The sequence below is a fragment of the Sulfitobacter aestuariivivens genome (assembly GCF_014763045.1).
Lineage (GTDB): Bacteria > Pseudomonadota > Alphaproteobacteria > Rhodobacterales > Rhodobacteraceae > Sulfitobacter > Sulfitobacter aestuariivivens.
The window spans coordinates 921,898-944,276 of sequence record NZ_JACTAG010000002.1 but is presented as its reverse complement, the minus strand read 5'-3'; the positions used below and the strand labels follow the sequence as shown (position 1 = coordinate 944,276).

Genomic DNA, 22,379 nt, shown 5'->3' with positions numbered 1-22,379 from the left:
CATACTTATAGGAGACCACAAAATGACACACACTTTCAAAACTCTCGCTATCGCTGGCCTGATGACTACTCTTTCGGCCCCCGCTTTCGCCGCTGCACATCTCGATCTGAACTCGATGACATGTGAGCAGTACAATGAGCTTAGCGGCGCAGACCGCGACAAGGTCGCCGTCATGGCCATCATGGAGCTGAACGACGATGTAACGCCCACCGATGGTACCGCCACCGCGACGGACGATTCCATTGGTGAAAAAGCTGAGGAAAGCAATTCCGCAGCTTCCGAAGGGTCCGCAACGGCAACATCCATTGCAGACGCTGACGATGACATGAGCCGCTTCGCGGAAGAAATCAAAATCATGAACCGCACCTGCTCGCGCAATTGGGACGCGATGGTGCTGGAAGCAGCAGCTGGCCAGTCCGGCACGCGCTAAACCAGCGATGGTTTGAACGAACAAGGGCACCTTCGGGTGCCCTTTTTCATGTGCTGATCTTTCCCTATGGTCGCGCCGATGCAGCAACCGATGTTCATTGGTCACGAAATCTACCGCGGTTCCAGCTATGGCCGCTGGCATCCGCTGCGCGTGCCGCGCGTGTCCACCGTGATGGACCTCACCCGCGCCCTAGGCTGGCTGCCCGATACACAGTTCATCACGTCCCCGCGCGCCAAGCCCAAAGCATTGCGGGCCTTTCATACTGACGAATATATCGCAGCATTACAAAGGGTTGAGCATAGCCAGACTGCCACGGCGCATGACCTTGCACGCCATGATCTGGGCAGCGTGACCAACCCGGTTTTCCCCGAAATCTTCCGCCGTCCAGCCACCGCCGCAGGCGGATCCATACTGGCGGGGGAAATGTTGGCCAAAGGCGGCGTGATCTATAACCCTGCAGGCGGCACCCATCACGGCATGCCGGACCGCGCCAACGGGTTTTGCTATCTCAATGATCCGGTCCTTGCCATGCGCAGCCTGCGCCACCACGGCGTGCAGCGCATCGCCTACATTGATATCGACGCCCATCACGCAGACGGTGTAGAGGCCGGATTCGGCGGTGACCCTGAATGCCTTTTGATTTCGGTTCACGAGGCAAGGCTTTGGCCACGCACCGGCACGCTCGGCAATGACGCGGGCGGCAACGCGCTGAACCTGCCGGTGCCGCGCGGATGCAATGACACGGAAATGGCGTATATACGCGACACCCTGATCCTGCCCCGCGTCGCTTCCTTTCGACCCGACGCGATCGTGTTCCTTTGCGGTGCGGACGCCGTCGAAGAAGACCCGCTTTCTCACCTCGCTCTCAGCAACAACGCCCATTGGGATATGCTGCGCGCCCTCTTGGGCATGGCCCCTCGTCTGTTGGTTCTCGGTGGCGGTGGGTACAATCCCTGGTCAGTGGGGCGCTTGTGGACCGGCATCTGGGGCATTCTGAACGGGCAACAGATCCCTGATCAACTGCCCGTCGCGGGAGAAAATGTCCTGCGCGGGCTTTCATTTGATGGCAACAAGCGTGGCCGCAACCCACCAGACCACTGGTTCACAACGCTGCAGGACACCCCGCGCGAAGGGGTGATATCGGACGAGGTAAAAAATGTGGTGCAAACCCTCGGACATCGACCTCTGTTGTAAAGGCGAAAACCTCCAGGCAGCACGCCGTTCTCGACCACTATCTGTCTTCGAAAATCGTCTATTTTGGCAGTTCCGCCATGGTGGAACGTGTCTTGCGATGGCGCATGGAATTTCAGATCCACACCATGCAAGAAAAAAGGCCCGGCGCTTGCCGGGCCTTCGTGCCATTCTCAGGCCAGGGTCACTCGGACCAGCTGACACCTGTCAGGTCAGTTGCCTGTGTGGGCGCGTCTTTCCACAGACCCTGCAGCCCAGCTTTGGCCACCGTCGGTGTCGCCAGCTGGAAAAGATAGCCGTTCACATAATCATCCGCGATGATCCTTTGCGCATCCTGCATCATCGTCGTGCGCATATCGGGGTCGGTTTCCGCGTTCAGCTTATCCATCAGCGCCTGAAAATCAGCATTATCGTACTGAAAATAATACTCAGGCCGGGCATAGATGCCGATGTCCATCGGCTCTGTATGGCTGACGATCGTCAGGCCAAAATTCTTGCCCTTGAACACGGTTTCAAGCCACTGCGCCCATTCCACATTCGTAATCTCGGCCTTGATGCCCACCTCGGCCAGTTGTGCGGCAATGATCTCACCACCTCGCCGCGCGTAGGACGGGGGCGGCAAGTGCAGCGTGGTCTCAAAGCCATCTGCAAACCCGGCTTCAGCCAGCAAGGCCTTGGCCTTTTCGGGGTCATGGTTCGACTGCCCTGTCAGATCGACATAGGCCGGATTATGCGGCGCGAAATGCGTGCCGATCGGCGTGCCCAGTCCAAACATCGCCCCGTCGATGATCGCCTGACGGTCAATCGCATGGGCCACGGCCTGCCGCACCTTCACATTGTCAAAAGGCGGCTGCTTGTTGTTGGTGGACAGGATCGTCTCCCCCTCGGTGGATCCGACCAGTACCTGAAAGCGCGGATCAGCCTCGAATTGCGGCAGATTTTCCGGTGCGGGGAAGCCCGCGAACACATCCACGTCCTCTGCCATCACGGCTGCAAATGCCGCTGTCGGATCAGAGATGAACTTAAATGTGGCCTTGGCCAGCGCTGGCGCGTCGCCCCAGTAGCCATCATACCGCGACAGCTCAACCTTGTCGCCCTGGGTCCAGCTGTCAAACTTGAACGCGCCGGTGCCGATGGGCGTCTGCTTGATGTTTTCAATGCTCTCGGGCGCAACGATCACGGCGTCGCCCCAGGCAAGATTGAACAACATGTTGCCGTTCTGTTCGCTCAGCTTGATCTCGACAGTGCCGGGGTCGATCACATTGACTTCGGAAATTGCAGCATAAAGCGCCTTCTGCGCATTCGCAGAGTCTTCCGCGTTAATCCGATCAAGCGAGAATTTGACATCATCGGCGTCCATCGTGGTGCCGTCATGAAAGGTCACGCCCGTCCGCAGCTTGAATGTATAGGTCAGCCCGTCGTCCGAGATTTCCCAACTTTCCGCCAGGCCCGGCACGACAGACCCATCGGCCATGAACCGCGTCAGCCCTTCGAATACGTTCGAGTACAGCACAGAATCAATCGCCCCGGCCGCAGCCGAGGTCGGGTCCATATGCGGCGGTTCCAGTTGGATGGCGACGGTCAGGTCGTCCTTGGCCAGTGCACCCCCTGCCATCAAGGCAGCGGTACTGACGCCCAAAACGAGGTTGCGAAGGTGGATCATGGTTGTCTCCCTTATCAATTATGGTGAAAGGCTAGCCAAAAGCGCGGCCAAGGGCCAGCCTCGCTTGTCATTGGCCTGCGATGGCGCTACGACGCGCCCCTTTCGTTGGGAGGCAGGAAAATGACGGGCACGTTAGGGATCGACTTTGGCACTTCGAATTCCGCCGCGGGCATTTGCGTGGATGGCAGGCCGCATATCATTCCACTGGAAGCGGATGAGCTCACCCTGCCCACCGCCGTCTTCTTTGATTTTGAACAGCAAAAGATGCTGATGGGTGCCGCAGCGGCCGCCGCAATGCGCGACCGTCAGGAGGGGCGGTACATGCGTGGCCTCAAAAGCCTTCTGGGCACGGCCCTGATGCGCGAGCGGCGGATGTTGCTGGGAGAAAGGCTTGATTTCGTCGACATCATCGCGCGGTTCCTGCGCGAGGTGAAGATCCGCGCCGAAGCCGCAACCGGTCAGACGTTTACCCATGCCCTATCCGGCCGCCCTGTGCGGTTTCATTCCGACAATGAGCGTCGCAATCATCAGGCTCTTGCCGATCTGAAAGAGGCGTACGCCCGCGCCGGGTTTGACCATGTGACCTTCATGAACGAACCCGAAGCCGCTGCGCGCGCCAACCGCGACGCCCTGTCCCCGGGCGATTTGGGTCTGGTCGTGGACATCGGCGGTGGCACGTCAGATTTCACGCTCTTTCGCCAAAGCGGCGCAACCGGGATCGACATTCTGTCCAGCCACGGTGTCCGCATCGGTGGCACCGACTTTGACCGCCTGCTAAGCATCAAGCGCGTTATGCCGCAGCTTGGCATGGGCAGCGATATCCGACACGCCTTTGGGAAAGAAACCCACGCCGCGCCCAACGCGATCTTCAACGATCTGGCGACATGGCAGAAAATCCCGTTTCTCTACACCCGCGAGACGCTGCGCGCGGCAAAGGAGCTGCACAAACATGCCGTCGAAGAACGCCGGCTGGGACGATTGGTCAAAGTGCTGGAGCAAGAGTTAGGCCATGACCTCGCCTTCGCAGTAGAGGCTGGCAAGATCATGGCAAATGACCCCGATGTGACGGAACCCGGCATCCGGGTCGACATGCTTAAACCCGGCGCACGGCTGCCATTGCCTGCGGATTGGATGACGCGAAAACTGGCGGGCCTTGCCGATGAAATCGGCGCTGCAGCAACGGTGGCGCTGCGGGATGCCGGCGTCACGCCCGATCAGGTGTCAAAGCTGATCTTCGTAGGCGGGTCCAGCCTGATGCAGGTAGTCGAAGATGCGCTGACCCGGCGCATGCCAACGGCAGAGGTCCATCGTGGCGCTGCCCTGACGGCGATTGTGGATGGACTGGCGCTGGCCACCGCGTAGGCTGGGCATTCCGGCCCGCTTTGAACCGGTCAATGGTAGGCAAAATGCCCAACCCTACGGTAACAGAAGGCTCTCCAGTGCCGCCCCCATCACCTGTGCACTTTCCACCATATCATCGATCCCGATGTATTCGTCCGGCTTGTGCGCCAGCTCCAGAATGCCCGGCCCATAGGCAATGCAGTTTTTCAACTTGCCGATCCGGTCAATGTGTTTCTGATCGTACGTCCCGGGGGAGGCCACGTATTCGGGACTTTTGCCCAGCACATCCTCGATTGCACGCGCCACGGTGCGCACGACCGGAGCGTCCCGGTCGGTCATGGACGGCAGGACGCTGTTGAGCTCGGTGAGTTCATAATCGAAATCCGTGCGGCTGGCGCGCAGACCTTCCAATAAATCCGTCACTTCGCTGCGGACCTGTTCCAGCGGTTCTTCGGCCAGAAAACGCCTGTCGATCACAATTCGACAACTGTCAGGCACGCAATGGGCGGGCAGGCCGGTGAAATCATCGTCCTGTTCTTTCTGACCACCATGAATGGAGTTGATGTTCATCGTCGACTGACGGGCGCCTTCCGGCACCACTGGCATATCTGTCGTCCGGGCAGCCATGGCGGGGAACAGCTTGTCTTCAAACTCTCCCAGAACCGCACCCATATGGCGCACGGCGCAATCGCCCAGAAATGGCATCGATCCATGGGCAATCTCGCCCTTCGTTTCAATTTCGGCCCACCACCCGCCGCGGTGACCAAGGCAGATGCGATCCTTGTTCAGCGGTTCAGGGATGATCACATGCTGCACCCGTGCAGGGTTGAAATAGCCCTGCTCTGCAAGGTAGGCGACGCCGCCATACCCGCCTGATTCTTCGTCTGCGGTGCCGGAAATCTCGATCGCGCCCGCAAATGTCGGGTGGGTTTCGATGAAGGCCTCAGCGGCGATGATCGACGCGGCCAGCCCGCCTTTCATATCGCAGGTGCCGCGCCCGTAGATCTTGCCGTCCGAAATTTCGGCCCCAAACGGATCGAACGTCCAGCCCGCGCCAATTTCGACTACATCCGTGTGGCTGTTGAAATGCACACATTCGCCTGAGCGGGTGCCTTCGCGCCGGGCGATAACATTCCAGCGGGGGTATTTTTCGCTGTCACCCGGCGTGCCGAAAGCGCGGATCAGCTCGGTCTGAAATCCAGCTTTCCCCAGCCGTGTTTCAAGATATTCGCAGATCAGACGATAATCCTGCCCCGGGGGGTTCAGCGTCGGGATGCGGACAAGATCCTGTGTCAGCGCAACAAGATCATCACGTTTGGCCGTGATAGCGGAGGAAAGTTTGGTCATGGGGCTCATGTTTCTCAGGTTGCGCGCCAAAGACAAGGCATGTCTGCACCGCTGCTGTCGTATTTAGGTATTTCAGAAAGGGTGAAATGAAGGGGCGCGCACATCCACCGGCCCCTGGCCGCGCTTTGACCGGAGATACACGCGATGAACGCAAGGGGCGTGACCCTGGCATCGCTTTTTGCACGTGTTTAACCTGTCAGAGAGGCCTTAATGCACTAAATCCCTGTTATGAACAGTATCAGGATTGCCCGATGAGCCCTTACATCCCTGCGCGGGGAACAGAGACCGAAGCCGAGAGAGAAGAGGAATCTGTAAAGGAAGCCCTCGGGTTGTCGCCCAAGCTGATCTACGAAGTGATCCGGCGTGAGGGCGAGGAAGAGCTGGAGCGCACAAAAAGATCGCTGATCTGGTCGGGCATCGCCGCGGGCATGCTGATCAGCCTTTCGGTATTGGGCGAGGCCATTTTTAGGACCTATCTGCCGGACACACCGTCGCGGTATCTGATCGAGAACCTTGGCTACTCTTTGGGGTTTCTCGCCGTGATTATGGGGCGGATGCAGCTTTTTACCGAAAACACGATCACCACGGTTCTGCCTGTCATGCAAAATCGCACGCTTGCGGCGTTCGGTGCCATGATGCGGCTTTGGGGGATTGTGCTGGGGGCCAATGTCGTCGGTGCCTTTGGCGCAGCCGCGCTTATTGCCTATACGCCCGCCATTCCCGCTGAACTGATCCCAGCCATCGTTGCCCTGTCCGAACATGCAACGGGCATGCCGATGGGGGAAAGCTTTTGGCGCGCCATACCTGCCGGGGTCATTGTGGCGCTGATTGTTTGGATGCTGCCGCAGGCGGACGCCTCGGCCTTCTTTCTGATCCTCGTTTTCACGTGGCTGATCGCGGCTGGCGATTTCACGCACATCGTGGCGGGGTCAGTGGAAATGGCAGTTCTGATCCTGCAGGGTGATCTTGGGGCCTATGACGCGATCTTTGGCTTTTTCCTGCCCGTGCTGACAGGCAACATCATTGGTGGTACTTTGATCTTTACGCTGGTTGCATGGGGTCAAGTTCGAGATGACATCGAAAAGCAAGACACCTGAACGGGCGATGCCGCCCGGACTGGTACCCAAAGGCTACAAAACCCCGACAGGATGGCACATGTACTGGCGGGCGCTAAAGGCCAGCCTCAGCCAGATTGCGGATAACGACATCAGCCTGATTTCAGCAGGCGTCGCATTCTTTGGCATGCTGTCGCTGTTTCCCGCCCTTGCCGCGCTGATTGCGCTGCTTGGCCTGATCTCCGACCCGGTCGTGGTGGTTGCGCAGCTTGCCGAAATGCGCCCGCTGCTCCCACGGGACGTCTATGAGATCCTCAACGATCAGGTTGTCGCCTTAGTGACGGCCCGCGCGGACACGTTGGGATGGGCGGGCCTGCTGTCGCTGATGGTCGCGATCTGGTCAGCGCGCGCCGGGGTGGGCGCGATGATGAGCGGGCTCAATAACGTCTATAATCAACGCAATCGTGGCGCCGCGCGACACTATTTGCGGGCCCTGATGCTGACACTGGGGTTGATGGGCGTCGGCATCGTGGCCTTGCTTGCCGTTGTGGTTGTGCCTGTGGTCCTGGCCTTCTTCCCCTTGGGCGCGGTCGGGACGCTGCTGATCGATCTCATACGCTTTAGCACCGCGATCATCGTCCTATTTGCCGGTGTGGGCGTGTTGTACCGATTCGGACCGAACAGGCGACCGGCCCGCATGCCGTGGCTGTCTTTTGGGGCCATCGTCGCCGTCTTTTCCTGGGCGATCCTGTCCTACGGCTTCTCGTACTATGTGGCGAATTTCGGAAACTACAATCAGGTCTACGGTTCCATCGGCGCGGTAATTGCGATGCTGATCTGGCTTTGGATCAGCAGCTTCCTGATCCTATTCGGCGGCTCCCTGAATGCGCAGATCGAATTGCGCACGGTCGAGGATTCGACCATCGGCAAGCCCAAGCCAATGGGCAGGCGGGGCGCGAATGCCGCCGATAACCTCGTGATAGATACCAAGGAAAGCAGTTAGATAAAGGGTCGCTTTATCGGGCTTTCCATTTCAGTCAATCCGATCTCTGCCAAGGCTTCGGGGTCATTTATCTGCAGCTTGCGGTCAGACCATGACGCCAGCTGGCGGTTCTTGAGCTTGCCAAGAGTCTTGTTTGTATGCACCAGCGACAGACCAAGCGCATCGGCCAGATCGCGCTGGGTAAATGGCAGGTCCATCTGATTCTGTTCTACCAGTCCCAAAGACATACCGCGCTGGAAAAATTTGATCAGGGCCCAAGCCACAGCCTGCAGCGCCGTCCGCTGCCCGACCGTCGCAAGGGTTTCACCCAGAAAGTGTTCCTCAACCGCGGCAAGCCACGTGAGATCGTAGGCCCGCGACGGGTGGTTCTTGAAAAAGCTGTAGAATTCCGAGCGGTTGAAAACGCAAAGCCGCATGTGCGTCCGTGCCTCAACCGTATGTCCCATCTTGCCCATGATCCCGGCCTGCAAGCCCAGGAAATCGCCGGGAAAAATGAAGTTTACAACCTGTCTTTCGCCGTTACTGAGGCTCTTTTCCCGGATCCCCATCCCGGACAGAACCGTAAACAATTGCGGGGCACTAGACCCCTCCATCAGGATCACCGTACCCGGCTCAACCGATAGCTCACCGGCCTTGAATCGCTGCATGTACTCCAGCTCTTCTGCCGACATCGAGATGAAGGCACTGCGCCGTTGCAGGGGGCAATATCTACATTGTGTGGTCATGAATTATTCAACCTGCATATGTCATAGTTAGTATTGCGAAAACCGTTAGGTCGTTAAGTTAGGCATCAGCCTAGGAGTATTTGTTGGCCTATCATGTATACGAACAAGACCCTTTTGTGCGCACAGACCTCTTCGAAACATTGCAATCTGCACACGATACGACGGTCCACACACTCCCTACTTTGGAGAAGGCGCTTGACGTGGCCAAACGCCATGGAGATGACGCGATCTTTGTGCTGTCTATAGATGATGTCGAAAAACATGATCGACTGGACGCATTGTTGTCACAACTTGGGACGGGAAAAGTTGTCATCATCGCAAACTCCAAGCCTCCAGCAGTTAGCAAGTATCGCTCTGCAGTGTTTGTTCAGCGACCTTTCAGCAGTCAGATGATGCTGCAGTCGCTCAGCGAATTGATTTCCGCCCCGCAGTCAGACCGGCAAGAAACGCAGCGATAATCCCTGCCATCCCCTCAGCCGTTGCTGGCGCAGCGGGATGCGGCGTTTGCAGCGCGGTATGGGCGAGCCTTTTCGTCCGCGCCCGAAGGGCGATAACGGCGAAGATCACAAACGCGAGGCCAAAGTACACCGCACCAATGATCAACGCGGCATTCAGGGGTGTCGTCACCGCCGAAAGTCCCAACCACGCTGCAAGCGTGAAAAACGCTAAGCCCACAAGCAGCGCCATCAGCCCGACAAGCCCAAGAACCGCTGTCTGCGCCGTATGCGCCGCCGATACTTTGGCTCTGACGAGAAAAGCTTGGATCACGTCAGCGTCTCGCGGTCATCATACCCACGAGAAATCCCAGACCTGCCGCCATACCAAGGGCGGTGGTCGGTTGCTTTTGAATGTATTCAATCGCCGTATCCTGCGCCTTGAGGCCAGCCTCATAGCTGCTTTCTTTGATATCGGCGGCGACGTTCTGCGCCTTGGTGGCCGCCTCTTCAGCCTTCGCCTTGCCAAGATCACCTATCGTGGATGTCAGCGTCGCGATATCAGACTTAAGCACATCTATCTGCGCCGACAGATCATCAATGCTTACGTCATTTTTGCTTTGCGTCCCGTTTGCTTTCGAACTTGTCGCGGATGCCATTCGATCGCTCCTTCACTTCACTTATTTCATGTATGTTGGCAGACAAACCCGCAAACGACTGAAAAGTTCCGTTTTGACAGCACAAACACTGCTACCTTGCGTTGCTCGCAAGGTGCGCATGTCCATTCAATCCGTCTGGCCGGGCCCGAATGCGGGCCCGGATACATCCGGTGCTGAAACGCCCGTCAGGCGTTTAGTGTTTCGGTCGACGAAAAGAACATCGCCTGGGAAACAGCGGTCACGACCTGATCCACGGCATAGGGCTTGGAAATCAGGAACGCTGGTTCAGGTCGGTCGCCCGTCAACAACCGTTCGGGGAACGCCGTGATGAAAACAACCGGCCGTTCACCAAGCGCGGACAACAGATCATTCACCGCATCAATGCCAGAAGAATTATCAGCAAGCTGGATGTCAGCAAGGATGAGATCCGGCGGATCGGCCTTGCCCAGCGCAACAGCTTCATCGCGGGTCCGGGCGATGCCCGTCACCCGGTGGCCCATCTCGGCGACGATGGTTTCAAGGTCCATCGCGATGATTGCCTCGTCCTCAATGATCATGACCGCGCCAGAAGTGCTGTCCGCCATTTCCTGACGGGCAACATTCACCAGCTCCTCGGCTTCTTTGCCGTCGATGCCGATGATCTGACCGATTTCATCAAAGGAAAAATTCTCAACCGTGTGCAGCAGCAATGCCTCGCGGCTGTTGTTGGTCAGCTGCGCCAGTCTCTTTTGCGCCTCGGCCCTCGGCCCCTTTTCCCCATCCTCGACCGGCGCGCCCGCGCTTGCCCAGATCCCGAACAATACTTTGAAAAGCCCGGTTCGTGTGTCGACACCGTCCAGCACAGACCGATCTGCCAGAATTGCTTCCAGCGACGCCGCGGCAAACGTGTCACCACTTTGCTGGCTCCCCGTCATCGCGCGCGAAAAGCGACGAAGATATGGAATGTTCGCCGCCAGTTCATCGCTGATGTTCTGAGTGTTTGATGTATTGCTCATTCAGAGCTTCCCTCATTTTATTTTTGATCTTCGGGAACCAAACACGGTCGATGGGTGTTTGGTTCCGTGGTGTGACAAAGAAATATTCCGGACCTGAATAAACGCAAGGGGCAAAATTCTATGCAATCTGGCGGCAAGAACAATCGTGAATCTGTGATCGACGAGAATCTAAAGCGCGTTTTTGACGAGGCGCTGGAAGAAGGGGTGCCAGACCGCTTCAAGGATCTGCTCGACCAATTGAAGAAGCAGGACGAAGAGCAGGACAAACGATCATGAGCCACGCGGATCCACGCGACGAGCTCGTCGAACATCTGCCAGCCATGCGCGCTTTTGCAATCAGTCTGACACGAAACGGCTCTGTCGCTGACGACATGGTGCAGGATACCCTGGTCAAGGCCTGGACAAACATCGACAAATTTCAGGCCGGCACAAATATGCGTGCCTGGCTGTTCACAATCCTGCGCAACACGTACTACTCTGCCCGGCGAAAGTCTAAACGCGAGGTGTCGGATGTGGACGGTGTGCTGACAGAAAAGATCGCGGAAAAACCCGCCCACGACGGCCATATGCAAATGACCGACTTTCGCAAGGCGCTGGCGCAGCTGAAAGACGAACAACGCGAGGCGCTTTTACTTGTTGGCGCATCGGGCTTTTCCTACGAGGAAGCGGCGCAGATGTGCGGCGTAGCCGTAGGCACAATCAAAAGCCGGACCAATCGCGCCCGCGCGCGCCTGGCCGAACTGATGGGCCACGGCGAAAACGAATCGCTTGAAATGACTGACGATGCAACGATGTCCGTGATTTCAGCGTCGAAGACTTCATCTTTCTGACGTCATGACCTCTGGCTTTTTCACCGGCGATGTCCTGCGCGGACTGGCAGCAAGGGTGCTATTGTTCCTGACGCTCGCCCTGCTGCCCATTGGCATCATTGCCATTGTCCAGACCCGCGCGATTTCGGAACAATCGCGCGTCAATGCTGAACTGTCGCTCATCGCTATCACCGAACGCGCGACCGCCAAAAAGCAGGAAACCTATCAGGACGCCTTCAGCGCTGCCAAGGCGCTTTCCTCGGTTGTACGGTTGCGGCGCGCAAACAGCGCAGAGTGTTCTAAATTTCTGGCCGAATACAAACGAGCATCGGGCCTTTACAGCCTTGTGGCCTTTACCGCGCTCGACGGGATAATGGCATGTTCTTCTGTCGGCGGAACGGTGGATTTTTCTCAATCGCCCGAGTTTCAGAGGGCCCTGAAAAACAACCGGCATCACGCCATCCATTCAGGTGATCCGAAAATCAGTGAGGAACCTGTCATCGTTCTGTACCGGCCCGTTTCAGAGAACGGCGAAACCATCGGTATGATGGCAGTGTCCGTCCCTGAAAATAGCCTTATCTCGGATGCCGACATTCAGCATGACATCACCCCGCTGGCCATTTTGACTGTGAACCGTTTTGGTGAGGTCCTGACCGCCGAAGGACCATTGGAAGATGCCGCCACCGAACTTCCGATGGCGTTCGACCCCATGCTGCGCAGCAAAAAGCGCGGTCTCGTCTTTGACGACGTCACCGAAGCCGGGCTCAACCGTCTTTATGCCATTGTGCCCATCGTTGAAAACACGATTTACGCGGTCAGCATCTGGCCGACAGACGCGGTGATTTTGGGGTCCAGTACGTCCACCCGGCTGACATCCCTGATGCCGATCTTCATGTGGATCGCCAGCCTTGTGGTGGCGTTCTGGGCGCTGAACAGGCTGGCGCTGAAACACATCCGCAAGTTGGGTCGCCAGATGAGACGGTTCGCGATGGACCGTACCCTGCCACCGGATACGTTTGATCCAAGCGTGCCTACGGAACTGGTCGCGATGGAGCGTACGTTTTTTGAAATGGCTGAATCCATCATGAAGGATGAGGCCACGCTCGAAGACAGCCTTCGCGAAAAGAATATCCTACTCAAAGAGGTGCATCACCGGGTTAAAAATAATCTGCAGCTGATATCTTCGATCATGAACATGCAGATCCGTCAGGCCAGCGGCCCTGAAGAACGTGATGTTCTGCAGCGGCTCCAACAGCGGATCCTCGGTTTGGCGACGGTGCACGAAAATCTCTATCAGAATGATAGCCTTGTGCGGGTAAATGCGAAAAACCTGCTCCGGGGACTGGTCGATCAGGTTCTGGGGCTTGGGATGGACACCGCGACCAAAACAGAGGTCATCCAGACCTATGATGACGTCATGCTTGATCCTGATGATGCCGCGCCGCTCTCGCTGATGGTTTCCGAAGCAATGACCAACGCGCTCAAATATGTTCGCACCACAGGCGGGAAGCCCGGCCAAATCAGCATCACGCTGCGACACACTGGCGAGGAAGAGGCACAGCTTACGGTCAGCAACACGGCAACAGAAGAAGAGCACGATGTGGGAACCGGTCTGGGTTCAAAACTGATCACAGCCTTCGCGCGTCAGTTGAATGGGCAGATCGAAATAACTCAATCCGACGATGAATATCGCCTCAGCGTGGTCTTCCCGGTGCCCAAAGATGGCAAACCCATTCTCGATTATTGACCCATTTTGAGAGGCGCTCAAGCGCTCTCCAAGCGTGCCATGCCCGGTTTTCTGGAACTTTCCGACCAGCGCATTCGTTTATTCAGCAACACGCAAACACATATGCGACCAAAGGAGGTCCCAACATGACAGTAGAATTGCTGATCGGCAGTCTGGCTGTTCTCTTGTTGGGTGCCGTGATTATCCTGATGCTGTCCGGCGATCGTCGGATCAGCTATCAATCCCAGTCCTGGGACAAACATGATCGGTCACCGAACAATCGGGAAACGCACCGAAAAGACTAAAATGAAAACAGTTTTGCACCCCGTCGGCCTAAAAGGTCGGCGGGGTGCATGCACTCACCACTTCGCATTCAACTTTCCCGATATTTCGAAACCGATGGGGTAGGCGGCTGTCGAAAAGATATCCGTCTCCGGGATGCAGCTCTTCCACAACTCCATCTACCGTCACTTCGACACTACCCTTGACGACAATCCCCGCTTCTTCGCCCACGTGCGATAGCAACTCCGGCCCGGTGTCCGCACCAGGGGGATAGGTTTCATGCAGAACCTGCAGACTGTGGTCAGTTGCATTGCCTAACTGGCGCAGTGATACCTGACCCGCACTGCCCGGTGTGATTTCCGTGAACTCATCCGCCCGATAGAAAACCTTGGGCACTTCCGGTTCTTCCAGTGTCGAAAAGAACTCTGCCATGCTGATGGGGATCGCATCCAGCAAGCTTTTGAGCGAGGCCACGGACGGGCTTGTGCGGTTCTTTTCGATCAGCGATATGGTGCCGTTCGTCAGACCCGCACGCGCGGCAAGCTCACGCTGCGACAAACCGCGTTGCTTGCGGATCGACCTCAACTTGTGACCAATATCCAAGGCGGTTCCTCCTTTGCTGACGGCATGCTTAGCGCCGACAGGGGGCGTTGTCACAAAGAAAATAGTAGCCAATTCCAGCCGGTTCCCGTCCGGCCTCAAATTCTCAATTGACAATTATTTTAAACAGTAGGATAGCAGATTTTAAACGCATGATCTGCGTTTCGTGAGATGTTTTCGAGCCAGAGGAATCGAACATGACCGATACAGCAAAGAAGCCGCGCCGCAAGGCCGCCCCGAAGAAGAAAGCCGTCAAAGCAGCCGCACCCAAGGCCGATCAAGTGAAAACCATCGTGTCTCAGGCCGTTGCCGCCGCAGATGTCACCAATGCTCAACTGATCGCCCGCCGCGACGCCGCCGTCGCCCGCGGTGTCGCATCCGCAGCACCCGTCTACGCCAAATACGCCGAAAACGCCGAACTTTGGGATGTTGAAGGCAACCGCTACATCGACTTCGTCGGTGGTATCGGCGTCCTGAACACAGGCCATCGTCACCCCAAGGTGATCGCGGCCGCCAAAGCGCAGGAAGACCACTATACGCACACGTCTTTCCAGGTCGTCCCGTACGAGCCCTATGTCGAATTGGCTGAAAAGCTAAACGCCCTGGCCCCCGGCGACGCACCCAAGAAGACCCTGCTGGTCACCACCGGTGCCGAAGCGGTTGAGAACGCCGTCAAGATCGCCCGTGCCGCCACAGGCCGCCCCGGTGTGATCGCATTCACGGCTGGCTATCACGGCCGCACCCTGCTGACCCTCGGCATGACCGGCAAGGTGTCTCCTTACAAGAAAGGCGTCGGCCCCTTCCCGGCGGACGTCTTCCGCGCCCCATTCCCGTCCGTGCGTGACGGGATCACCGTGGACGACGCGATCACCGGGTTGAAGAATCTGTTCCTGACCGATGCAGAACCGTCCCGCGTTGCCGCGATCATCATCGAACCCGTGCTGGGTGAAGGCGGCTATGTGCCTGTGCCCTTCGACATGATGCAGCAACTGCGCGATATCTGTGACGAACATGGCATCCTGCTGATTGCTGATGAAGTGCAGGCAGGCTTTGGCCGTACCGGCACCTGGTTCGCAATTGAGCATTCCGGCGTTGTGCCTGACCTGATCACCGTGGCGAAATCCATGGCGGGTGGCTATCCGCTGGCCGGTGTAATCGGTCGCGCTGACGTGATGGACGCGATGGACCCCGGCGGTTTGGGCGGCACCTACGGCGGCAACCCCGTCGCCTGCGCCGCAGCGCTTGCAGCCATCGAGGCGATTGAAGACGAGGGCCTGCTCGCCCGCTCCACCGCGATGGGTGAGACGCTCAAGTCCCGCTTTGCCGAGATCGGCGCGCGCTCAGCCCCCTACCGTTTCTGGGACATTCGCGGCCTTGGCGCGATGGTCGCGGTTGAATTCGTCTCCGACTTCGATACCGCCACCCCTGACGCGGACTTTACCAAGCGCGTCATCGCCCACGCGATGAAGCGCGGTCTGCTGCTGCTGAGCTGTGGCATGCATGGCAACGCATTGCGCGTGATGGTGCCGCTGACCGCATCTGATGCGATCATCGATGAAGGCATGGCCATCTTCGAAGCAGCCGTTCAGGCGGCTGTTGCCGAAGGTTAGGGCGCCTCACATCCCCCCGCAGTGCAAGGCCGCCGGTTTCTGACCGGCGGCCTATTTTATCTCAGGCGTGCAAATGTTGGAACCAATCGTACTGTCCACGGGTTTCCCTGTATCTGCAGGGAGGGTGAAGATGATTGAAATCAACAAATTTGCGCCACGCGCCGTCGAAATGAAAGTGCGCGGACCCATCGAACAAAACGATATCGAAAAACTGGAATCCGCGCTGGATCCGTACCTGCCGGACGAAGGGTCGATCAGTGCTGTCATTGACATCACGGACACGGATCGCGACCTCGTGAACAAACCTGCGCACCTTGATCGGCTGCTCGCGCAAATTGACAAGTTTGCGCGCATTGCCGTCGTCACACATGACCGCGCGGTCTCAGGGATCGTGTCTGCCGTGGATGCGCTGATGCCCGCGGGATCGCTGCAACAGTTTGAGCCCGCCCGCGTCAGCAAGGCGCGCGACTTTGCAGCCCACCTGAATCGCCCGGACGGCCCCCTTCCACCAGCCGAATAGGACGTGTCAGTCTATCGGTGCAAAGCTGTCCGCGCGGGCACGGGCCCAGCGGGTCTTGTTGCCGCGATAATCCTTTGCATTGTCGTCCAGCAGGTACCCTTCGGGCAGATATGCATAGACGTTTGACCCTTCGGTCATGCTGCGGTCACTCTGACGCATCATCAGGTGCCGCGGCAGGAAATCACTGGGATGATCCAGCGCTGCTGCCCCGGTCATTTCCGCCAGGGCTTCCATTGTGTTCTCATGGAACCGCGCGACCCGCTTGCTCTTGTGGCTGACACTTAGCGCACGCATGCGGGTCTTGTCCTGCGTGGCGACGCCCACAGGGCAATGATTGGTATGACAGGCCTGTGCCTGAATGCATCCTATGGCAAACATGAAACCCCGCGCCGAATTGCACCAATCCGCCCCCAGCGCGAGCGCCCGCGCGATGTCAAAGGCATGCACGATCTTGCCCGCCGCCCCTACCTTGATCTGGTCCCGGATACCGGCACCGCGCAGCGTGTTGTGCACAAACGTCAGCCCCTCGACCATCGGCATGCCAACGTGGTTCGAAAACTCGACCGGGGCGGCACCTGTGCCGCCTTCTGTACCATCAACGACAATGAAATCCGGCGTGATGCCGGTTTCCAGCATCGCCTTGACCATGCACATGAACTCACGTTGGTGCCCGATGCACAGCTTGAAGCCAACCGGCTTGCCGCCCGACATATCCCGCAACTGGCCGATAAACTCCATCATTTCAAGCGGCGTGGAAAACGCTGAATGGGCTGCGGGTGAGATACAATCCACGCCCTCCGGGATACCGCGCGCCTCTGCGATTTCGGGACTGATCTTGGATGCAGGCAGCATCCCGCCATGCCCCGGCTTTGCCCCTTGGCTTAGCTTCAGTTCCACCATCTTGATCTGATCAAGCGCGACGGTTTCCTTGTACTTTTCGGCGTCAAAAGACCCGTCCGCGGCGCGACAGCCAAAATACCCCGACGCAATCTGCCAGATCAGATCGCCGCCGCCCGCCTTGTGATAGCGACTGACCGATCCTTCGCCGGTGTCATGGGCGAAACCGCCCAACTGCGCACCGGTGTTCAAGGCCTCGATCGCATTGGCCGAAAGCGACCCAAAGCTCATCGCCGAAATATTGTAGAGCGATGCCGAATAGGGCTGCTTGCAGTCCTTGCCCCCAATCAATGTGCGGAAATTGTGGTCATGTATTTCTTTGGGCTGCACCGAATGGGTCACCCACGAATATCCCGCATCATAAACCCGTTCGCGGGTCCCGAAGGGCCGCGCATCTTCCTGTCCCTTGGCCCGCTGATACACCAGACTGCGGTCATCGCGGCTAAAGGGCTCTTCGTCCTGATCCGATTCGATCAGATACTGCCGGATCTCCGGGCGAATCCCTTCAAAAATGAAGCGCATATGCCCCAGAATGGGATAGTTGCGCAGTATCGAATGCCGTTTCTGGGTGACGTCGTAGATCCCGATCACGGCGAGGATCACAAAGAAAACCAACGGCAGCGCAAACCACCATGACCATGCGACCATGAGGATGAAAGACAGCAGGGCCAGGGCATCAACGACCAATAACGTCGTGTACCGCGTCAGTTCTTTGAATTCGGGCATGTGATGTGTTCCAGCTTTTGATGAGTTACAATCACGTTTGACCGGATTGCCGGGGCACGCAAGCGCCAGATTTCTCAAGACGACCAAAATTGTTTAATTTATTAAACGAATTATTGTTGATACTGCCCAGATTTCCGCGCGACCACCAAATTTCTCGATAGATAATAGACAGTTATATAGTTACAATTTGATGGGCATAGACTGCTTGATCATAATATCGAACAGGCCTAACCTCCGATGGAGAATCTCCTTGTGTCATATGCTTTATGCCACGCCGGGGGATGCACGACCGCCTTGTGTGGTCATTTGGGGAGAAACTTGATCATCGCGATCCATGGACTAGCCTCAAGATGGTATATCCTTCAGCTCTCCGGGCTGGCGGTGCCCAAAACAAAAAAGGGAGAAACTTAATGAAAATGTTCAAGATGCTTGCAGTCGCAGGAGCCATGGTGGCCGGGACGACCGCAATGGCTCAGGAAAAGTTCATCACGATTGGCACTGGCGGTCAGACCGGCGTGTACTTTGTCGTCGGCCAGTCAATCTGCCGTCTGGTGAACCGCGGCTCTGCCGATCACGGAATGAAGTGCACAGCGCCTTCGACCGGTGGTTCCATCGCCAACATCAACGCGATCAAGGCTGGCGATATGGACATGGGCGTGGCCCAGTCCGACTGGCAGTTCCACGCCTATAACGGCACCTCCAAGTTCGAGGGTGATAAGTTCGACAACCTGCGCGCAGTCTTTTCCGTGCATGGTGAGCCGTTCAACGTCATCGCGCGTGCCGACAGTGGCATCACCTCCTTCGATGACCTCAAGGGCAAGCGCGTCAACATCGGCAACCCTGGTTCCGGCCAGCGCGCCACCATGGAAGTCGTGATGGACGCCAAGGGCTGGACGCTGGATGACTTCGCACTCGCCTCGGAACTCAAGCCAGCTGAGCAAGCTGCCGCGTTGGGCGACAACAAAGTCGATGCGATCATCTATACTGTTGGTCACCCTAACGGCTCCATTCAGGAAGCTGTTTCCACCATCGACGCGTCGCTCGTGCCGGTCACCGGTGACGCCATCGACGGCCTGATCAACGACAACCCCTATTACGCCGCCGCAACTATTCCGGGCGGCATGTACAAGGGCACGGACAACGACGTGAACACCTTCGGTGTGAAGGCGACGTTCGTGACATCTGCCGATGTGGACGAAGATGTGGTCTATCAGGTGGTCAAGGCGGTCTTTGACAATTTCGATCGCTTCAAGCGTCTGCACCCCGCGTTTGAGAACTTGACCGAAGAAGAGATGATCTCTGGCGGTCTGAGCGCGCCTCTGCACCCCGGTGCTGAGAAGTACTACAAAGAACGTGGCTGGATGTAATCTCGGACTATCGGTCGGAAATACCGACGCGATACCGACATAACACCGACGTGAAACAGATGGCGGCAGAACACCTGCCGCCATCTACCACCGCCAGACACTGACTAAAACCGCACCGGCAAAAACGCTGGGCGACAGGGGGACACACGATGGCGCAAAATGACAACGAAAAGTATCAGCAACAAGCCGCCCGGGTTGAGACCGAAGCCACCGGCGCGCGCGGTGGTTTAAGCCAGGATGAACTGGACGAACTGGTCGCTTCGTCTGACACGGGTGGCCGCAGCGTCGCCGGTCCTGTTGGCATGTTGCTCATGCTCGTTGCTCTCGCCTGGTCGCTGTTCCAGCTCTATATCGCATCGCCCTTTGGTCTCTTCAACGACACCCTAGCGCGTTCAATTCATTTGGGTTTTGCGGTTTTTCTAGGCGTTCTCGCCTTCCCTGCTGCCCGTACCACATTCCAGATTGCGCTTGGCGTGATCGTCCCTCTGGCACTTGCCGGTCTCTTCATGGTGGCTGCCAAAGATGGTGTTGCCACGTGGTGGATTCCGTTGCCCGCGATCTTTGTCGCCGCGACGGTTGTTCTTGGGTCGCCCAAGGACCGTATTCCCATTTGGGAATGGGCGCTGGCCATCCTTGGCTCTCTTGCTGCCCTCTACCTGTTCCTCTTTTACCGCGACATCGCCGACCGTGTCGGCGCGCCGATCCTGCAGGACTACGTCGTCGCCGTCATCGGTATCACGATCCTGCTCGAAGCCACCCGTCGTGCCCTGGGCCCCGCCCTGATGATCGTCGCCTCAACCTTTCTGATTTATACCGTGCTGGGCCCGAACATGCCCAGCATCATCGCGCACAAGGGCAACAGCCTTTCTGAGATCGTAAACCACCAGTGGATCACGACCGAAGGTGTTTTTGGTATCGCGCTGGGCGTATCGACCTCCTTCGTGTTCCTCTTCGTCCTGTTCGGGTCGTTGTTGGATAAAGCGGGTGCGGGCAACTACTTTATCCAGGTCGCGTTCTCGCTGATGGGTCATATGAAAGGCGGACCGGCGAAAGCCGCGGTCGTGTCCTCGGCCATGACAGGCTTGATCTCAGGGTCCTCCATCGCGAACGTGGTGACCACGGGTACTTTCACGATCCCCCTGATGAAAAAGGTCGGCTTCAGTTCCGAAAAAGCGGGCGCGGTCGAAGTGGCCAGTTCCGTGAACGGCCAGATCATGCCGCCCGTGATGGGGGCTGCTGCCTTCCTGATGGTCGAGTACGTGGGCATCCCTTACCCGGAAGTCGTCAAACACGCCTTCCTGCCTGCCGCAATCTCCTACATCGCGCTGGTCTACATCGTCCACCTTGAGGCGATGAAAGCCGGTCTGGAAGGCCTGCCGCGCCCGGTCGAACCCAAGCCGTGGGTTGCCTGGCTGATCAGCATGGCCTTCACGGTCGCCGCCATCTGCGCGCTCAGCTTCGCAGTCTACTACCTGATGGGCTGGATCCGCCCGGCGTTCCCTGAGACAGCTGGCTATATCGTCTTTGTCTTCCTGACAGCGGTCTATGTTGGCCTGCTTTATGTGGCCTCTCGCGAGGCCCCGCTCAAGCTGGACGATCCCAACGCCCCGGTGACAAAGCTGCCGGTGCCGGGCCCCACGATCCGCTCCGGCCTGCACTTCATCCTGCCCATCGTGGTTCTGGTTTGGGCCCTGATGGTAGACCGTCTGTCGCCCGGCCTTTCAGCGTTCTGGGCAACGGCCTACATGATCTTCATTCTGGTCACGCAGCGCCCGTTGACGGCTATCTTCCGTGGCGAGAGCAAAATGGGTGAGGACATCAAGAATGGGTTTCTTGACCTGATCGACGGTCTTGTGACAGGCGCGCGCAACATGATCGGGATCGGTATTGCCACGGCGACCGCGGGTATCATCGTGGGCGCCGTCAGCCAGACAGGCGTCGGCGCGGCCCTAGCGGATCTCGTCGAGGTCATGTCGGGCGGTTATATGCTGGCCATTCTTGCACTGACCGCTGTGCTGTCCCTGATCCTTGGCATGGGCCTGCCAACCACGGCGAACTACATCGTTGTATCGGCACTGCTTGCGCCTGTGATTGTGACCCTTGGCCAGCAGAACGGGTTGATTGTGCCGCTGATCGCTGTGCACCTCTTTGTGTTCTACTTTGGGATCATGGCTGACGTGACACCGCCTGTGGGGCTGGCAAGCTTTGCTGCTGCCGCCGTGTCTGGCGGGGATCCGATCAAGACCGGTGCGGTAGCCTTCTTCTATTCGTTGCGCACCGCTGCGCTGCCTTTCCTGTTCATCTACAACACCGAACTGCTGCTGATCGATGTCACTTGGGGACAGGGTATATTCGTCTTCATTGTGGCGACAGTCGCGATGTTGCTCTTTGCGGCGGCGACCCAAGGCTATTTCCTTGCCAAGAGCCGCTTTTACGAAAGCATCGCGCTGTTGCTCATCGCGTTTACGCTTTTCCGTCCGGGGTACTGGATGGACATGGTATCGCCCCCCTTCGAAGAGGTTGCACCAACAGAAATTACTGAGGCTGCCGGGGCCACACCAGCGGGCGAGGACCTTCGGCTGCGGATTGCGGGTGTGAACGATCTGGGTGATCCGATCGAATTCGTGGCGATCCTGCCCATTGGCGACGGTGCGAGTGGCGAGGAAAAGCTGGAAAATGCAGGACTGCTCTTCCGAGAAGACGGCGGGAAGATGATCATCGATGACGTGTCCTTTGACAGCGCCGCGCAGAATGCGGGCCTTGATTGGGATCAGGAAGTGCTCCGTGTTCTCAAGCCTGTTTCGCAGCTGTCGAAGTACCTGATGTTCATCCCCGCGTTGTTGCTTTTAGGCCTGATCGTGTTTCTCCAGCGCGGTCGCGCCGACAAGGCACCGAACAAGCAAGCTGCGGCCTGATCGCCATCGCGTCTGCGCATAAATACAGCGGTCCGATGGCCGCATGGAGGGGATGCAAAGTCACCTGTTCCACATCGCTCAAGA

21 protein-coding genes are annotated in these 22,379 nt (G+C 57.8%); 13 read left to right on the top strand and 8 right to left on the bottom strand.

The genetic code is table 11. From position 1 onward, the window contains the following. Window positions 1–22 precede the first annotated feature (22 nt). Together H9Q16_RS14410 and H9Q16_RS14405 are read left to right on the top strand one after the other, a co-directional pair. Window positions 23–430: an HdeA/HdeB family chaperone gene (locus tag H9Q16_RS14410; RefSeq protein ID WP_191076118.1), complete on the top strand. Its 408-nt coding sequence runs from the start codon at window positions 23–25 to the stop codon at window positions 428–430. 78 nt (window positions 431–508) lie between these two features. Next, window positions 509–1,624 (top strand): acetoin utilization protein AcuC, encoded by a 1,116-nt coding sequence (locus H9Q16_RS14405; RefSeq protein WP_191076117.1) that lies wholly within the window; start codon window positions 509–511, stop codon window positions 1,622–1,624. A 181-nt stretch (window positions 1,625–1,805) separates the two neighbouring features. Here the strand turns inward: H9Q16_RS14405 and H9Q16_RS14400 are convergent, their stop codons facing one another. Continuing rightward, a complete protein-coding gene (locus H9Q16_RS14400; protein ID WP_191076116.1) occupies window positions 1,806–3,284 on the bottom strand; it encodes an ABC transporter substrate-binding protein in 1,479 nt (492 codons plus the stop codon). A gap of 120 nt (window positions 3,285–3,404) precedes the next feature. Here H9Q16_RS14400 and H9Q16_RS14395 point away from each other — a divergent pair, with 120 nt between their 5' ends. Beyond that, window positions 3,405–4,646 carry an Hsp70 family protein gene (locus H9Q16_RS14395; RefSeq protein ID WP_191076115.1) on the top strand — a complete coding sequence of 414 codons (1,242 nt, stop codon included), beginning with the start codon at window positions 3,405–3,407 and terminating at the stop codon, window positions 4,644–4,646. 54 nt (window positions 4,647–4,700) lie between these two features. Here the strand turns inward: H9Q16_RS14395 and H9Q16_RS14390 are convergent, their stop codons facing one another. After that, window positions 4,701–5,981: an acetylornithine deacetylase/succinyl-diaminopimelate desuccinylase family protein gene (locus H9Q16_RS14390; protein WP_425507703.1), complete on the bottom strand. Its 1,281-nt coding sequence runs from the start codon at window positions 5,979–5,981 to the stop codon at window positions 4,701–4,703. A 242-nt stretch (window positions 5,982–6,223) separates the two neighbouring features. On the opposite strand from H9Q16_RS14390, the gene H9Q16_RS14385 reads away from it, so the two are divergent. Both H9Q16_RS14385 and H9Q16_RS14380 read left to right on the top strand, forming a co-directional pair. After that, a complete protein-coding gene (locus H9Q16_RS14385) occupies window positions 6,224–7,069 on the top strand; it encodes a formate/nitrite transporter family protein (protein WP_191076113.1) in 846 nt (281 codons plus the stop codon). Then, window positions 7,044–8,030, top strand: coding sequence for a YihY/virulence factor BrkB family protein (locus H9Q16_RS14380; RefSeq protein ID WP_386259805.1), 987 nt, complete (start codon window positions 7,044–7,046; stop codon window positions 8,028–8,030). Before H9Q16_RS14385 ends, H9Q16_RS14380 begins: the two co-directional genes overlap by 26 nt. Here H9Q16_RS14380 and H9Q16_RS14375 read toward each other — a convergent pair. The 4 genes from H9Q16_RS14375 to H9Q16_RS14360 form a co-directional block, all read right to left on the bottom strand. After that, a complete protein-coding gene (locus tag H9Q16_RS14375; RefSeq protein ID WP_191076112.1) occupies window positions 8,027–8,755 on the bottom strand; it encodes a Crp/Fnr family transcriptional regulator in 729 nt (242 codons plus the stop codon). The two genes, H9Q16_RS14380 and H9Q16_RS14375, sit on opposite strands and share 4 nt — an antisense overlap. A gap of 405 nt (window positions 8,756–9,160) precedes the next feature. Then, window positions 9,161–9,523 (bottom strand): hypothetical protein, encoded by a 363-nt coding sequence (locus tag H9Q16_RS14370; protein ID WP_191076111.1) that lies wholly within the window; start codon window positions 9,521–9,523, stop codon window positions 9,161–9,163. 1 nt (window position 9,524) lies between these two features. Beyond that, entirely contained in the window at window positions 9,525–9,848 is a 324-nt protein-coding gene (locus tag H9Q16_RS14365; protein WP_191076110.1) for an ElaB/YgaM/YqjD family protein, read from the bottom strand. Window positions 9,849–10,033: 185 nt separating this feature from the next. Beyond that, entirely contained in the window at window positions 10,034–10,843 is an 810-nt protein-coding gene (locus H9Q16_RS14360; protein WP_191076109.1) for a response regulator, read from the bottom strand. Between the two features lie 153 nt (window positions 10,844–10,996). Between H9Q16_RS14360 and H9Q16_RS14355 the strand changes: the two genes are divergently transcribed. From H9Q16_RS14355 to H9Q16_RS14340, 4 genes are all read left to right on the top strand, one after another. Beyond that, window positions 10,997–11,119, top strand: a complete 123-nt coding sequence (locus tag H9Q16_RS14355; RefSeq protein WP_343067859.1) for a NepR family anti-sigma factor — start codon at window positions 10,997–10,999, stop codon at window positions 11,117–11,119. After that, window positions 11,116–11,673 (top strand): RNA polymerase sigma factor, encoded by a 558-nt coding sequence (locus H9Q16_RS14350; RefSeq protein WP_191076107.1) that lies wholly within the window; start codon window positions 11,116–11,118, stop codon window positions 11,671–11,673. Before H9Q16_RS14355 ends, H9Q16_RS14350 begins: the two co-directional genes overlap by 4 nt. Before the next feature lie 4 nt (window positions 11,674–11,677). Further along, the gene (locus tag H9Q16_RS14345; protein WP_191076106.1) at window positions 11,678–13,399 is read left to right on the top strand and encodes a sensor histidine kinase; all 1,722 of its coding nucleotides are present in this window, start codon (window positions 11,678–11,680) and stop codon (window positions 13,397–13,399) included. Between the two features lie 125 nt (window positions 13,400–13,524). Continuing rightward, a complete protein-coding gene (locus H9Q16_RS14340; RefSeq protein WP_191076105.1) occupies window positions 13,525–13,683 on the top strand; it encodes a hypothetical protein in 159 nt (52 codons plus the stop codon). A gap of 28 nt (window positions 13,684–13,711) precedes the next feature. Here the strand turns inward: H9Q16_RS14340 and H9Q16_RS14335 are convergent, their stop codons facing one another. Then, the gene (locus H9Q16_RS14335; protein WP_191076104.1) at window positions 13,712–14,263 is read right to left on the bottom strand and encodes a cupin domain-containing protein; all 552 of its coding nucleotides are present in this window, start codon (window positions 14,261–14,263) and stop codon (window positions 13,712–13,714) included. Between the two features lie 194 nt (window positions 14,264–14,457). Between H9Q16_RS14335 and gabT the strand changes: the two genes are divergently transcribed. Continuing rightward, window positions 14,458–15,870 carry a 4-aminobutyrate--2-oxoglutarate transaminase gene (gene gabT / locus H9Q16_RS14330; RefSeq protein ID WP_191076103.1) on the top strand — a complete coding sequence of 471 codons (1,413 nt, stop codon included), beginning with the start codon at window positions 14,458–14,460 and terminating at the stop codon, window positions 15,868–15,870. Window positions 15,871–16,000: 130 nt separating this feature from the next. Further along, the gene (locus H9Q16_RS14325; protein WP_191076102.1) at window positions 16,001–16,390 is read left to right on the top strand and encodes a SpoIIAA family protein; all 390 of its coding nucleotides are present in this window, start codon (window positions 16,001–16,003) and stop codon (window positions 16,388–16,390) included. A 6-nt stretch (window positions 16,391–16,396) separates the two neighbouring features. On the opposite strand, the gene H9Q16_RS14320 is transcribed toward H9Q16_RS14325, so the two are convergent. Then, a complete protein-coding gene (locus tag H9Q16_RS14320; RefSeq protein WP_191076101.1) occupies window positions 16,397–18,013 on the bottom strand; it encodes an FMN-binding glutamate synthase family protein in 1,617 nt (538 codons plus the stop codon). Window positions 18,014–18,423: 410 nt separating this feature from the next. Here H9Q16_RS14320 and H9Q16_RS14315 point away from each other — a divergent pair, with 410 nt between their 5' ends. Continuing rightward, window positions 18,424–19,380: a TAXI family TRAP transporter solute-binding subunit gene (locus tag H9Q16_RS14315; RefSeq protein ID WP_191076100.1), complete on the top strand. Its 957-nt coding sequence runs from the start codon at window positions 18,424–18,426 to the stop codon at window positions 19,378–19,380. A 149-nt stretch (window positions 19,381–19,529) separates the two neighbouring features. Next, complete coding sequence (locus H9Q16_RS14310; protein WP_191076099.1) at window positions 19,530–22,295, top strand: TRAP transporter permease; 2,766 nt, start codon at window positions 19,530–19,532, stop codon at window positions 22,293–22,295. Window positions 22,296–22,379 lie beyond the last annotated feature (84 nt).

Coding starts and splice junctions, on each gene's coding strand:
- H9Q16_RS14320 (WP_191076101.1), bottom strand. CDS start 18,013: ATGCCCGAATTCAAAGAACTGACGCGGTACACGACGTTATTGGTCGTT.
- H9Q16_RS14345 (WP_191076106.1), top strand. CDS start 11,678: ATGACCTCTGGCTTTTTCACCGGCGATGTCCTGCGCGGACTGGCAGCA.
- H9Q16_RS14360 (WP_191076109.1), bottom strand. CDS start 10,843: ATGAGCAATACATCAAACACTCAGAACATCAGCGATGAACTGGCGGCG.
- H9Q16_RS14365 (WP_191076110.1), bottom strand. CDS start 9,848: ATGGCATCCGCGACAAGTTCGAAAGCAAACGGGACGCAAAGCAAAAAT.
- H9Q16_RS14410 (WP_191076118.1), top strand. CDS start 23: ATGACACACACTTTCAAAACTCTCGCTATCGCTGGCCTGATGACTACT.
- gabT (WP_191076103.1), top strand. CDS start 14,458: ATGACCGATACAGCAAAGAAGCCGCGCCGCAAGGCCGCCCCGAAGAAG.
- H9Q16_RS14395 (WP_191076115.1), top strand. CDS start 3,405: ATGACGGGCACGTTAGGGATCGACTTTGGCACTTCGAATTCCGCCGCG.
- H9Q16_RS14405 (WP_191076117.1), top strand. CDS start 509: ATGCAGCAACCGATGTTCATTGGTCACGAAATCTACCGCGGTTCCAGC.
- H9Q16_RS14375 (WP_191076112.1), bottom strand. CDS start 8,755: ATGACCACACAATGTAGATATTGCCCCCTGCAACGGCGCAGTGCCTTC.
- H9Q16_RS14400 (WP_191076116.1), bottom strand. CDS start 3,284: ATGATCCACCTTCGCAACCTCGTTTTGGGCGTCAGTACCGCTGCCTTG.
- H9Q16_RS14310 (WP_191076099.1), top strand. CDS start 19,530: ATGGCGCAAAATGACAACGAAAAGTATCAGCAACAAGCCGCCCGGGTT.
- H9Q16_RS14385 (WP_191076113.1), top strand. CDS start 6,224: ATGAGCCCTTACATCCCTGCGCGGGGAACAGAGACCGAAGCCGAGAGA.
- H9Q16_RS14390 (WP_425507703.1), bottom strand. CDS start 5,981: ATGAGCCCCATGACCAAACTTTCCTCCGCTATCACGGCCAAACGTGAT.
- H9Q16_RS14380 (WP_386259805.1), top strand. CDS start 7,044: ATGACATCGAAAAGCAAGACACCTGAACGGGCGATGCCGCCCGGACTG.
- H9Q16_RS14340 (WP_191076105.1), top strand. CDS start 13,525: ATGACAGTAGAATTGCTGATCGGCAGTCTGGCTGTTCTCTTGTTGGGT.
- H9Q16_RS14315 (WP_191076100.1), top strand. CDS start 18,424: ATGAAAATGTTCAAGATGCTTGCAGTCGCAGGAGCCATGGTGGCCGGG.
- H9Q16_RS14325 (WP_191076102.1), top strand. CDS start 16,001: ATGATTGAAATCAACAAATTTGCGCCACGCGCCGTCGAAATGAAAGTG.
- H9Q16_RS14350 (WP_191076107.1), top strand. CDS start 11,116: ATGAGCCACGCGGATCCACGCGACGAGCTCGTCGAACATCTGCCAGCC.